A 13,785-nucleotide genomic window follows, 5' to 3' on the forward strand; every position below is an offset into this window, starting at 1 on the left:
GTAAATTCGGTTTAGTGTGAATATGTTAACAATCATAATTGGTAGATTCATACTTTCTTTTTTGTTTTCACATATTCCTGTCACAAATTCCCTTTATTATGAAACAATTACAGATGATAGAATGATAATGATGAATAATATGAAGTTTTTTTGCAGCACAGAATAGAGGCAGCCACGATGGCGTCAAAAACGGTGAGCTATTCAAATAGCCATGAAGGGTTCAGTTGTGGAAATATAAAATCAAGTTCAATATAATAGGATTTTTTAAGATAAATAGGAGGCAGCACCTCTGATTTATTTCTGTATACTTTTATGGCAGATACCATTAGAATCTCTAAGTGATAAATATCGAATAACTGATTCCGGTGGTATATTATAGCTAGTGCAATATTCATCTGAATAGACAGAACGGGGGTGGGGGCATGGAACCTGCCAGAATACTTGTAGTTGAGGATGATTCGGACATATCGGACATAGTCAGGGAATACCTCGAAGCCGCGGGCTTGGAGGTTACGGTTGCTTACGATGGGGAGGAAGCTCTAAGGCTTTTTGACGAATCTATGTTCGATTCGATTATACTTGATATTATGCTTCCGAAAATTGACGGTTGGAGAGTTCTCAGGAAAATTCGGGAAACATCAATTATTCCTGTGATAATACTCTCAGCAAAGGGCGAGGAATATGATAGGCTAAAAGGATTTGATCTTGGTGTGGACGACTATGTTGTAAAACCATTCAGTCCGAAGGAACTGCTGGCACGAGTGAGGGTCGCGCTCCGGAGAAGTGATAAAGTGAGAAACGATATTGGAATGAAGGGTTTTGTGTTCAAGGGACTATCAGTGGATTTCGCATCCAGGAATGTTTTAGTTGATGGAGAGAAGGCCAGGCTGACAAGGAAAGAATATGACCTGCTTGAATACATGATAAGGAACGCAGGGATAGTACTGAGCAGGGAGGCGATCCTTGAAGCGGTATGGGGTTTCGACTACTATGGGGAGACCAGGACCGTGGACACCCACGTAAAGATGCTTAGAGAGAGCATAGGACCGTACAGGGACATACTTGTGACTGTATGGGGTACTGGATATAAGCTCGAGGCAGGTGACAAAGAATGAGGAGGATATCATACAAGATTTGGGCTGGGATTATGTTTGTTGTACTCCTGCTCTGCATTTTGATCTGGGGATTCCAGAAATATTTACTTGAAGATATCTATATCAACAGACTGGTAGAATCTGTTTCCAATGATGTATTCCAAGTTCTTGAAGGTTTCGATTCAGAGAATCCTGACGATACCTATTTTAAGCTGGATGCTCTGGCTTACCGTAAAAACATAAGTGTTGAAGTAATCAACAAGGATGGAAAAACCATCTATATTACGGGAGAAAATCCTGGTACCCAGTTTGAGAGCGTCGAGGTGAAGGATAGTCCCAAGCCGATTGTCCTTGCCATGGCAGGCGGTCCGGGTAAATTGAAGTTTATATCCGTCGCTGGTGAAAGCTTCGACAGCCGAACGCAGCCGACTGTAGCTGGTGAGGCAGCGTCCGATGTACATGATGAGGAAGTTGGTCAGTATAAAAGTGCGGGTCAGGGAAGCACTGTCAATCAGGGATCAGGCAGCGGTCAGGGATCCGGAAGCGGAGAGGGATCCGGCAGCGGAGAGGGATCCGGAAGCGGAGAGGGATCTGGAGACGGGCAGGGAACAGAGGGCGGAGGCGGAACTGAAGAGCCTGGAGGTCCTGAAAATCCTCAAGGTGGTGGGGAAGGCAGAAATGGAAGCCCTTTCATGCCTGAGGGCGACCCCAGGAATAGCATCATAGAGGATGCATTGGACGGGATAGAGGATTCTGAAGAGATTGTTCATCCTAAGTATGGTTTCAGGTTGCTGGTACTATCAATATCCTTCAATTCGAAACAGGGAGAACCATATGTAGCGCTGGCTGCGATACCGCTGGCGCAAATTGAAGATATCATTGGGCTCATTTCAATGGCCATGATAGCTTTGATTCCCTTGATTCTCATAATTGCAGGGCTCTCATCGTATGCGGTTGCGTATACGATTGCGAACCCGCTTCGTAAACTCACCGCTGCCGCAGAAGCTATAGGGGATGGGAATCTGGAGACCAGGGCGAAAGTGAAGAGCAGGGATGAGGTTGGAAGCCTGGGGAGGACATTCAACTTAATGGCAGAGCGACTTCAGAAGTCGGACAGGATAAAGAGGGAAATCGTGGAGAATGTATCCCATGAATTACGAACCCCGATTTCTGTGATAAGAGGATACGCTGAAACAATAAGGGATGTGACAGGTGACAATAAGGCGAAGAGGAATGCACAGCTTGATGTGATTTCAAGCGAAGCAAACAGGCTTGGTGTAATGGTCAGCGATATCCTGGACTATTCAAGGATGACTACAGATGGAATAACACTGGAAATTGAAGAATTCGACCTTGACAACATGGTCCGGGAACTGGTGGATAAATACCAGGTGCTTATTAAATCCAGCGATGTCACGGTGGGATATGAATCATCGGGAAAGATACTAATAAAGGGCGACAGGATCAGGTTGGAGCAGGCGGTAGAGAATCTGATGAGAAATGCCATAAACTATTCCCCAGACGGAGGAGCAGTAAAACTTGTGCTGGAAGTGAAGGGGAATCAGGTTCGAGTCGAGGTGAGGGACCAGGGTGTCGGAATACCTGAAGAAGAGATTCCTATGATCTGGGAAAGGTATTATAGGACCAAGGGCATTAAGAAACGGAAAATCTATGGTTCAGGTCTTGGGCTTTCAATTGTAAAGAACATACTTGAAGCACATAAGGCGACTTATGGAGTTGACAGCGCACAGAATGAAGGAACATGCTTCTGGTTTGAAATTCCTGATGCGAATCATTGAGTTAACAATTCATTATGTTTCCTATCACATTCCTATCACAAATTCCCAATATCATGAAAGTGCAGAGAAGAATAAACTGAAGAAATAAGAACATTACGAGAAATTTGGCAGCTGTATAAACAACAGCTGAATTTGAAAATAGGGAATTGGCGGCATCTAAGATTTGCTGATTTGATCCTTCAAACATCATGAAACCGAGTAGGAGCAGCTACTGGTTTCTGACGGAATATTATAGGGAAGCAGTCGATGGCACATTATCACATGAAGACGCAAAAACAGCAGCGCACGTAATTCAGTTGCAGACACAGTAACAGATTCAGCTTTCAAGGATGATAATGGTTATGAACCAGAAGCAGGAACAGGTTCACTGCCATGATCAGGAACAGCAGATGCAGGCACAGGAACAATTCAATTCCAAAGCCAGCATCAGGTCCGGCGTCAGGAGCAGGAACAGACTCCGGACCTGATGCTCATACTTTTACTGGATCAGTAGCAATGGAAGGATGGCTGGGCTAATAATATAGCGGTGAACTTTACAGTTTCATCCTAACACCTCGAGGCGGCAGGACTGAAATCCTGCCGTTTGGCGCTACCAGAAAAGTTACTTTCAAAGGCAATCAAAACCATGTAATCGCTAAAAATTGACAATTCGCTTTCTTGAAAACGGCGCTGGCCTTAACTTGAATGCACGTTTCAAAATCCATTCTATAGTTACTAAAGCGAATCAAGACAAGCCCTTTTGCAGGACCAGGGTGATCGTCATCAGGCTGGTAAACTTCAAATTGTTAGTTCATCCACAAAAACCATGTTGAATACGGCATAATTCAATCAGGAGAAGGCTGGGTAGATAGTTAATGCCACATATTGATAAGGGGTGATCAATGTGTTGACCAGGAGTTTTATAAATAACCAGATTAAGTAAATTTATTGAGAGTTCTTCAGTTGTTAAGTGTCAAACTTATGAATTGAGTGCTCTCATATTTGCTATCATCCGGATTGCATGTGCTTCTTGAAACAACAGGAACAAAAAGTATTCAAACCAGACACTGCTGATTTTTCAACTATAAAAAGCTTGTGTTTTTCCAAATGAATTATCAGAATTATCAAAAAACTCATAATTAAGAATATTGCCCTGTTAACACTGATAAGATATTTTCACGTAGTTACATTGAGTTTGGGTTTATACCAAGTTGTCAGCTATGTTCAGGTGGCGGATCTGCGTCAGTATCCCCGATTTTATACGTTGGATGCATATGGTGCTGTGATCTTTGAGTGTTACTTGCAGATTACTGAATTCCTATTATAGCTATTGCAATCTGTTTGTTGCTGTGAGAATTCCCTTCAGATAAGTTACCTTGCCAAATAGGAATCTGGTACTTTCTCTCTCTCATTAAGGTGCACGATTCTCACTCAAAGCTACCATAAGGACAAACTGGATTAACAGATATCGATTCACAATCTTATAATCGTGAATTACTCTGGAACTTACATTATTCAACTGAGTTTTCTGAAGACAGATCTGAAGGCTATGACGTATCGTCACTTGCTCTCACAGCTAGGCAGGTCGGTGTCTCAATTGGATAAATATTTAATCGAGGTGAAAGTGATGCCCAGAAAAATAAGATTTCTATCCAGATTAGTCGCCCCATTCGTAACCATGACACTGCTTATAGGATTGAACAGCGGCTTCACAAAGTCCGTTAACGCCGAGGAAACACTCGATCCGTTGGAAGATGCGAGCCTTTTCTTCAAGGAAAGGGACCGCGATGTAGTGAAGGAGATCTACGTGGTCGATGGGGTCAACGGGGATCGAGATGTAATCGGCGAAGCGCGGTTGTCACACAATGAAGCTGAGTTCTTGATTTACCTGAAACTCGAAGAGGGCTGGCTTCTTGATGGAGTCTTTGCTTATTCGGGAACTGGTCCAATTCCGCTGACCGAAGAAGCTAAACCTGACAAGGCAAAATTTACATTTGGAAAAGACCTGGACCCTGATGCAGGAGTTCACCTTTTAAGCATCGATCTGTTCGGTGGCCTTAATCTGACTTGGTATCCCGAGGATGCATATAAGCTGCTGCAGAATGTATCAGTATACTGCAATGTCAAGTTTGCGGATACCTCACATGAAGCATGGGTTGGAAATGCGGATGATGCGCTGTTCATAGAAGGTGACTTCGCATCTGGAACAAAACTAACCTATCAGATCAAGGAACTGGTATACAGCAAGAATGTGTCCAAGGAAGAGGAGCTTGGAACTGACAAGGCAAAGATTGAAGTAATGCCTGTCTATGCTCCAGCCCATAGGGCTGATGGCGAGCTTGTCGAACTTACATACAGGGATGCTGCGGGTAATGTTGAAAGCGTCCGGAAAATCGCAAAGCCTCTCGTTGCAGTCTATGCCGAGGAGGTTGCCGGAACTTCTGTTAAAGTACATGATGTTGATGGCACGACAGCAACTGTCAGATCAAGAGATGTCTTCGCAGCTGTATCAATGGATGACGGCGGTACATGGAAAAAGGTGAACCTGTCCCGTTCGGCAGACCTGTCTTCATTCATGCTGGAAAATGGAATTGAATATCTTGGTGATACCTTCAAACCCAATATAAAGGTGCAAGGCAACAAGATAGTGGTAGCATGGACCAGCAAGTTCGCCAGAAGCGGGACCCCAACCTATACGCAGGATGGAATCGAGGACATATGGGGTGTAGGAGGTCCGCAGAGGTCACGTGACTATACTGAAGATGGCTGGGCAGGACTTGAAGTGCCGTTCAGCGCAGTCTGGGTAACCCGTGGATTCATTGACACCACTACAGGCGATGTTACCTGGTTCAAGGCTGAGAGACTGACTTCAGGCCGCAGGGATGCCAACCAGATTACTATCGCATCCGCTGAAAATGCAGGTTTTGGAATTGTGTGGCAAGAGGACCCAGATGGACTTATGCCAGGCAAAGCCGTAGGCCCGGGGGAAGGGTGGAGCGGTGCTACCACCAACCAGAAGACTGACATCTGGTATTCGTTTATTGAAATGACAGGTTTTGAAGATGTGGATGAAGATTTCGAATCTAACGGAGAACCGCAGTACGATCCGGAAGATCCTCTGAAGGGTGACGGAAGACCTAAGTCGCTTATACAGATGTCACTGCCTGTAAGGCTAACGGATAATGATGTGCTGAATACCGACAGCATGAAGATGAATGTCTCATATGGAATAGGTAATAAAACGTTTATGAATTATCCAGTCACATTGGCTGACGCGACAGTTGATCAGACAAACTTTTTCCGAATCCATATTGACGACCTGCAGCCACTTTTGAATACTTATGAATCAGATGCACTTTCGGATGAAGACGGTGCTCATACCTATGGATATGAACTGGAGGGATTGCTCTATAAGGATGATGGTAATCCGTTGGTCAGATCAGACAGCGAATATCTGCGCTTCTATAAGAAGGTAAACAACCAGGAGGCTGTCAAGTACGTCGCCATAACGATGGATGGCAGGCTGCTTGACGGTGACACAGGTGCTTCCAGAGCAAATCTGATGCTGCAGCCTTATAAGACAGCTGACGGTAAGTATAGTGCCTATGCCATACTTGGGTATGAGGAGACTAAAGGTAGCGGGTCAGGACCGGATGAAGCAGATGACTGTGACGATATTGCTGATGAATCTGGGGATGGTGATGATCGTTACTATCCGGATACCGGGAAGAACGTGATCTATCACAGCTATGACTTCAAGACAGTTGATAAGGTAAGCGGTGGTGTAGTCCTCAATCCGCAGGAGGTCAATGCAAAGGATGAGAAGGTCTATCTGGTGGACGAATTCGGAAAACCGATCCTAGACTTCATGAAAAATCCGATACCTGCTTACGAGAACGCACGCCGACCTCGTTTCCTTGTCCAGTCCAAGGCCAATGCGATTGCAGGCAAGAAGGATGATGTCAAGGGAACTGTCATGGTTGTACTCTACAAGATGGGTGCGGAAGGAAAAGGAAGACCATCAGACATTATGATGCAAAGGTGGGAGGTAAGTAAGCTTGACACTGGAAATCCCTACGACATCAAATATCTGTCGAAGAAGATCCAGAATATCAGCAGCGTAACTCCTGAAATCCTTGTTCCAACCGACAATGAAGAAAATTTGAAGATGTTGAAATGGAAGCAGACCGAAGGCAACCTGAATGACAAGACTGGCCTCTATGACAATGATGACGCCAGGGCACACCGAGGATTCCTGAAGGGAGACCTTCTGATAGTCGGGTACACATGGACGCCAAACTGGACAGCAGCAAGGAACGGGAACGATATATACAACCTTTATATCCGAAGGTCCTTCGATGGCGGCAAAAACTGGACATCCGATCCAAAGGGTGACGGAATCACGCACACAGAAATATTCAGAGACCCTGTCACATTGGAACGATATGAGTACACTGAGTCATTCAAGACTGGGAAGTATGAACCAGCAAGAAACCTCTCCCTGCTCCGAAACAACAAGGAGAGCGTCATAGAACCGAGAGTAGTAGGAACTCCTGGTACGATTGTTGCAGTCACAAATGATAAATCAGCGTATTATGATAAGAATGCAATGGTGAAGGTTACCGGTGGTTATGCCTACAAGGAGGATGTCCAGGACACGAGCTCCTTCTGGATTACCTACGGTACCGAAGATAACGTTGACACACATATTGGAAGCAATGACGATGAGGACGAGGAGATATCGGCAGGGCCTCTCGACCTCTACTATAGCTACAGCAAGAACAAGGGGGAGGATTTCTACTCATACTTCAAGACCATAAGTGAAGACAGCGACGGAAATAATGCCGGTGATGTTGTCGAGGTTTGGGAATGGCTGGCTAAAGACCATGGTGATTACAAACCTGCTCAGGCAGAGGCTCAGATCAGAATGTCGCCGAACGGGAATGTATTCTATGCAATATGGAATGAGAGCGGCATTGACCCGGATGATGGGATTTACAAGAGCGACGCAATCTTCCGTCGAATCACGAGGAACCACAGCTTTGTGCAGACTAAACGAATGGGCGTATATATAACACCATAGTATAAGTTGTTTCGTACCATTTGCGGATTATGACCATAAGCAATTCGCACATTGGAATCAAAAATCACAGAAAGATAGTTTGTATTAAGGCAGGGGGCTCCCGGTTCAGAGGAGACGGGAGCCTCGCTTAAACAGGTCCGGTACCTGCTCCGGTCTTGTTACCCAAAGGCGCTGAAATAAGGACCAATAGAAAAATTCAAACTAATTTCAGCATACCCTTATGAAACCCCTGTAATTTCGAATAAACGGGTAAGTTCCTGGTTTGCATCTATCCAATGCTATTGCAGTTCATATGCACATGAGGTAGGAGCTTTTATAAGCAAGGTTTATTTCTTGGACGCTACTAAAGCTTTATGTTATGGACGCTTGGTCAGGGGTGATCAGTATTTCAATCAAAAACAATACCGTATTGAGTATAAACGGAACTGTACATGATTCTAATCTGATGAGACACAATTTCAGAATAGGCAGCAGTATCATCCGTCTGATACATGTCACAAGCATGTGAAGGAGGATAAGATGAAAAAGAATATTATCAATCTGCTCGTTGTGACAATTATTATGATGTTCATTCTGCCGGCAGTGACGGTATTTGCTGATTGGCCGCCACCGGAAGATAAGGGTCCTTTAGGCGACGGACCGCCGGGATGGCATCAACGTGAAAATCCTAAGCATGGTGGGGGCGTATAAGGCAGCCTGAAAATGCCATACAGGAAAAAATTCGAGATTTGGAGGTTATCATGAAAAGGAAATATAAACTAATGATAATGTTTCTGGCTCTTTCTCTAATTACAGCAACTCCGCTTTCAGTAAATGCGGCAAAAAAGACAACAATTGCACAGCTGTTGACTGCACCCTACAATAACCTGTCAACACCTGCCATAATTACAGATGATGTAGAGGTGTTCTACAACCAGGTTTGGCAAAATACGGATGCTGATACAGTTTTGGATGGAAATGAACTGTTCATATACAAAGATGCTGACGGGTCACCGGTGCCAATTGAAGTGACTGAGTCAATGAACGATACGCATGACAATTCATATGAAGGACAAGATGACCTGTATCAAACGTATATCATTGAAAACAATCTGACGGTCGACTATGATACACAGTATTTTGATGATAATGGAGCTTGGATTGTTATTGTTGGAACACCGGATGGCAAACCTGACCTTACTGCACCGATTACGATGGTTGATTATCTTGACTCTAATGGCCCGTGGTATCCGCAAGCCAGCGTATTCACAGTTATTCCGACTCCTATAGCTTATGATGGGACAAATCTTGAGGCGGCAATCGACAGCCTTAACAACAACCATGTATGGAACACGGATTATGTCGATGCTTATCAAAATGCATGGCAGGCTGACTGGGCAAGAACGTATGAACCGGTAACAATTGACTTCATTGACTGGGGTAACCCGATGGAGAATACCTACCCGCAGGTAGGGTACCGATTCCCTATTGAGCTTTACCTATATACGAAGCTTACTGAACCCATGACAGCGTATACGATGGCTTGTCTTGAATATCCTAGCTCTGCAGACGAGGTTTACGGAACGAATGGTGCAAAATTTGAAAGCTACTATGCAACAGTGTTGACCAATAAATTCAGGGCAGAAGCCATCAACCTTACTTACGGTGGTGTAACAAAGATCAATCTTGAGCCTGCAATTGGACCTAGTGGAAAGATGAATTTCGCTTCAGCTGGAGGTGGTTGGATACCTACAAAAGCTGGGACATATCGCATATTCTTCTACGTTGATGATCCGCTTATTTCTTTTGAAGGTGCCGTAATAAACAATGATGAACATTACGTTTTCAGCCTCGGACTTAAGGCTGAGGGTTTGTCACAGAACAAGGAAGGTTTGTCCTACATTGTAAATGGCGCTGACTTTACCTGGATTGATGTTACGGTTGTAGAGCCAAATGGTGGCGGTGGAAGAAAGACAAAGTGATAGAACAGGATTGACTTGATCAATTGGAGGTGTTTCTCGGAACGCCCGCTGAAAATACACAAATCGACGGGACCTTGGAAAGGTTTCGTCGATTTTGTATTTATTGTACGAAGAAGTGCCTGGAAAATATGGAGTACGGACTTCAGGCGAATTGCAGCGGTCCCTGGAATCTATCATTTCAAGAGTTCAAATGAGAGGCCTTGTTCAGTACTTTACAAATACATACCAGGTGCTTGTGAAGGACAGCATAATAACAGACGAATGTGTTTCACAGGACGTGGTTAGACTAAAATGAGACAGGTACATAATAGAACAGTCGATAGAGAACCTTATGTGAAATGTTATCAATTAATCTCCAAGTTGAGGAGATTTTAAGACAGTTACGACAGCTAAATGGTGACAATGTCAACGTAAGATTAGGGGCCTCGTAGTAGGAATACTTGAAGAGGCTCTCACATAGCCAGGTTTGGTGCCGATGGTGTACAAGGGTGAAGGAATTATCTTCAGATTCGATATAAAAAATGAAAATCTAGAAATTAACAATTCGTTGCGTTTCCTTACACACTCATATCACAACTTCCCAATATCATGGTAGTGCAGAGAAAAGGAAGAAGTGACCAGAATGAAAAGAAGGGTTTTCGTATCAGTATTCACGTCAACTGCATTCATAGTCGCTTCAATTTCAGCAGGCGCTGCAACGGTTAACAGGACACCAGCAAAGAACACATACAGTGAAGAAATCAGGACAGAATCAAGAGAGATGCTGATGGAAAAAATCAGATTTGAAGGTGGACTGGAAGTAGTCTTAGATTTGATGTCAACGAGGGACAGGCTTCAAGATCCGGACCAGGACAAGGACCAGACCAGGGACAGGGAAAGACTTCAGGATTGCACTACAGATAGTTCTTCAGACTTGGAACAGGCTATGACAATGTCTCAGGAACAGAATCAGGTGCAAGAGACCAGTAAGGAGCAAACGCAAACACAAACAATGTCAGGGTCACAGGAGCAGATACAGAACCAGGCGCAGGAGATGACACAGAATCAGGTGCTGGCGCAGGTGCAAGAGATGAATCAGGTGCAGGCTCAGGAAGAAATGCAGCAGCAGAATCAGACGCAGCAACAGGAAATGACGATGTCTCAGGCACAAATCCAGGCGGAGGTCCAGAACCAGGAGCAGGAACAGGTTCAGGACCAGACACAAGAACAGGTTCAGTACAGTCGCAGGAGCAGCAGAACGGCGTATATGGCGGCAGGTAGAACTGAACAACCTCTAGGCGGCAGGACAGATGTCCTGCCGTTTGGTGTTTGCGAAAAAAGAGTGCCTTTTCAGGCACCCTGTGGGTTCAACTAACTTCATGGAGTTTGTTTGAAATTCATTAGGATCATCTTATATACAATGCTATCTCTGGAAATGTGGACTTCTTTCACAAGTTCTTCCTCATTGAAAGGGTCATCAATATTGAGGTTGGTTTCGAAATATCCACCCGAGACCTCAGGGATTTATATGAGAAGTACATAGCCACCTATATTTAGAGGTTCTTTTGGTGGATTCCAATGAACCTCATAGTCACCATCTAGATCAACATCAGCGACTTGTCCAATAAGCTTGGCTTCATCGGTGTATTTAGGTATGGTTGAAGGTGCACCCTCGTACCATGCAGGATTCAAGTAATCTTCATAGGTAGTTTCCAGTACTGTCTGGTCCTTGATTTCCCTGCCTAGTATTACATTCATACCTATGATACTTGGATGCAAATATGCGCTGGCTTTATCAAATTGGTCTAATTGCCTTATGTCCACATCGATGTCTCCAGTCGGCACAGGAGAGGTGACCTTGAAATTATCTGTCAGTGTCTGAGCAGTGCCATCTTCATAGTCTCCTGTCGGGAAATTGTCTGAAAGGCTCATGCTTACGAAGTTTGATTTTGAGAAGTTTGTGGTTGGCTCAAAATCGACGTAATCTATTAGTCTGAACATGTAGGTTGACTGGCCTTCACTGATTACTAAATCTTTCACGCCGTCAATCAGGTTCATGCCAAGGATCGGGTCGCTGCTTTTCTCGGAAACCCTGATTGCATATGGACCGGGATGGGTGTCCAGGTTATAGCAGGTAATGTAAATGGAATCTTTGTCGGGGAACTGATCCAATGGGACACCATTGAAATCAGTTGCCTGGATATATACCGGATCAGTCAGGGTTTCGTCTGTTGTGACTGTAACCGGGCAGCTTCCCAGGAATAAACCGTCATTCCTAAATACCTGAATCGCTGCATATCCATTGCTTTTAGCTGCCACATCTGCAGTAAGAAGTCCGGTTTTAACAACTGTTGCAACAGATGGATCGGTGCTAATCCAGTAAATATCAGTAAGGTCAGCATCTGCAGGAGTAACTGAATCTATAGTCAGTACAGTAGGATAAAGATCCGTCGGATGGATCTCAGTGATTGCTGATGGCAAGAGTGTTAATGAAGTCGGTTGAATAATTGATGAGCCAGTGACAATCACTTCAATTTCTGCTGTAAGATTGGTCCCGTTAATCGAACCAATGACCTGGAATGTGCCTGTGCTGCTAAAGATGGCTGTGTTTCCTGCAATGGTCGCATCGGTGCAAGACCATGACTCTATTGGAACTTCATCCCATTGAATATCCCCGACTCCATTTGTAGCTGTTGCACTGACAGTCGCAGGAAGCTGTTTGATTTCTCCGGGATACGCATCGGTTTATGGAATATCCGAAACATCTGTGATTTCAAATACACTTACATCGCATGAATCAGTGTAGCTAGGACCATCTGTTATAGTTGCGGTGATTGTTGTGATCCCCATGCCGATACCTGAAACAACACCTTCAGCTACTGTTGCAATATTCGTATCACCTGATGTCCAGACTACATTCTGAACTGATGCGTTAATAGGAATAACATCTGCCTTAAGGAGTTCGCTAAAACCCTTCAGTATTCGAATCACAGATGGGTGTACATCTATACTTTCAACTCTAATATATTCAGCAACATATGTAAGTGATCTTCTGATGACGAACTGACCTTTTATTTTTGTAAGTGGAATTGTAATCGGATCCGGTTTGTTGTATCCAGGTATGGAGCCGGCTGATCCAGTGCATTCGCCTCCAAAAGTCGTCGTGAATGAAACTACATGATCCGTTGTTTGCTTAGTGATCTCATAAGGTAAATCTTCCACTACCTTATAGAAAGTAACTGATGCTTCTGATTCGGACGGAATTCCAAACACAGTGATCTCAACAGTTAAACCTCCGCCTGCAGCATCAGCTCGCTTAAGGGCACTACCTGGAAACATTGCAGTTATCATGAATATCGCAACCAAGACAAAAATGTGAAGGGCATTGAATCTCCTGGTGGTATTTGATGAAATATTTGACATTCTTGGCTTCCTTCTTTGCATTTTTACAAGCAGGATAGATTGCAACGAAGAAGATGGATGTAAATTATCTCTTTAAAATAGAGTTGAATTTCAGTGATTGCGGAAATGATTGGGAAACTGTAATAAGCGTAAATATGTGATAATATGCATTGTTATGCTTAATTGACAAGGTGCCTGTGTCAGCCCGGTTTAGATGCATGAATAGCTTCCAGACTCTGCCATAATACAAAATTTCACACAGTGACAACCAATTCTAATGAACAACCTCTCTAAAAACAGTATATCACAGTCGGGCAGTCAGAAAGGATTGAAACATTAGGGCGATAGACCCAGTGTGAGAGCATAACTGACGTTCCACTCCAAGGATAGGCAGGACGAAGGAATTTAGGCGCGAAGATGCCTTAAGACATGGGAGAGTTGCCACCTGGAGCTGATGTGGAATCCCGATGGCCGAGATACAAATCTAA

Annotated in this window: 9 protein-coding genes; 7 read left to right on the forward strand and 2 right to left on the reverse strand. The window is 44.2% G+C overall.

All coding sequences use genetic code 11. From position 1 onward, the window contains the following. The first annotated feature begins 422 nt into the window (after nt 1-422). From T472_RS14850 to T472_RS14870, 7 genes are all read left to right on the forward strand, one after another. Entirely contained in the window at nt 423-1,115 is a 693-nt protein-coding gene (locus T472_RS14850; RefSeq protein WP_023387776.1) for a response regulator transcription factor, read from the forward strand. Continuing rightward, entirely contained in the window at nt 1,112-2,893 is a 1,782-nt protein-coding gene (locus T472_RS14855; RefSeq protein ID WP_023387777.1) for a sensor histidine kinase, read from the forward strand. The genes T472_RS14850 and T472_RS14855 overlap by 4 nt, the downstream gene beginning before the upstream one ends. A 372-nt stretch (nt 2,894-3,265) precedes the next feature. Beyond that, nucleotides 3,266-3,409, forward strand: a complete 144-nt coding sequence (locus T472_RS20150) for a hypothetical protein (RefSeq protein ID WP_023387778.1) — start codon at nt 3,266-3,268, stop codon at nt 3,407-3,409. Nucleotides 3,410-4,499: 1,090 nt separating this feature from the next. Next, nucleotides 4,500-7,955, forward strand: a complete 3,456-nt coding sequence (locus T472_RS14860) for a choice-of-anchor O protein (protein ID WP_023863676.1) — start codon at nt 4,500-4,502, stop codon at nt 7,953-7,955. A 519-nt stretch (nt 7,956-8,474) separates the two neighbouring features. Further along, complete coding sequence (locus T472_RS19800; protein WP_023385562.1) at nt 8,475-8,645, forward strand: hypothetical protein; 171 nt, start codon at nt 8,475-8,477, stop codon at nt 8,643-8,645. Nucleotides 8,646-8,695: 50 nt separating this feature from the next. Then, the gene (locus T472_RS14865; protein WP_023385560.1) at nt 8,696-9,916 is read left to right on the forward strand and encodes a hypothetical protein; all 1,221 of its coding nucleotides are present in this window, start codon (nt 8,696-8,698) and stop codon (nt 9,914-9,916) included. A 622-nt stretch (nt 9,917-10,538) separates the two neighbouring features. Then, entirely contained in the window at nt 10,539-11,270 is a 732-nt protein-coding gene (locus T472_RS14870; RefSeq protein ID WP_023385558.1) for a hypothetical protein, read from the forward strand. A 149-nt stretch (nt 11,271-11,419) separates the two neighbouring features. Here T472_RS14870 and T472_RS14875 read toward each other — a convergent pair whose 3' ends face one another. Further along, nucleotides 11,420-12,376, reverse strand: a complete 957-nt coding sequence (locus tag T472_RS14875; RefSeq protein WP_207643982.1) for an Ig-like domain-containing protein — start codon at nt 12,374-12,376, stop codon at nt 11,420-11,422. Between the two features lie 264 nt (nt 12,377-12,640). Then, a complete protein-coding gene (locus T472_RS14880) occupies nt 12,641-13,318 on the reverse strand; it encodes an Ig-like domain-containing protein (RefSeq protein ID WP_023385553.1) in 678 nt (225 codons plus the stop codon). Between the last annotated feature and the right edge of the window lie 467 nt (nt 13,319-13,785).

It is taken from the genome of Youngiibacter fragilis 232.1, assembly GCF_000495435.3.
GTDB lineage: Bacteria > Bacillota > Clostridia > Clostridiales > Clostridiaceae > Youngiibacter > Youngiibacter fragilis.

Excerpts from the sequence above, each read along its gene's own strand:
- T472_RS14850 (WP_023387776.1), top strand. The coding sequence starts at position 423 with ATGGAACCTGCCAGAATACTTGTAGTTGAGGATGATTCGGACATATCG.
- T472_RS14855 (WP_023387777.1), top strand. The coding sequence starts at position 1,112 with ATGAGGAGGATATCATACAAGATTTGGGCTGGGATTATGTTTGTTGTA.
- T472_RS20150 (WP_023387778.1), top strand. The coding sequence starts at position 3,266 with ATGATCAGGAACAGCAGATGCAGGCACAGGAACAATTCAATTCCAAAG.
- T472_RS14860 (WP_023863676.1), top strand. The coding sequence starts at position 4,500 with ATGCCCAGAAAAATAAGATTTCTATCCAGATTAGTCGCCCCATTCGTA.
- T472_RS19800 (WP_023385562.1), top strand. The coding sequence starts at position 8,475 with ATGAAAAAGAATATTATCAATCTGCTCGTTGTGACAATTATTATGATG.
- T472_RS14865 (WP_023385560.1), top strand. The coding sequence starts at position 8,696 with ATGAAAAGGAAATATAAACTAATGATAATGTTTCTGGCTCTTTCTCTA.
- T472_RS14870 (WP_023385558.1), top strand. The coding sequence starts at position 10,539 with ATGAAAAGAAGGGTTTTCGTATCAGTATTCACGTCAACTGCATTCATA.
- T472_RS14880 (WP_023385553.1), bottom strand. The coding sequence starts at position 13,318 with ATGTCAAATATTTCATCAAATACCACCAGGAGATTCAATGCCCTTCAC.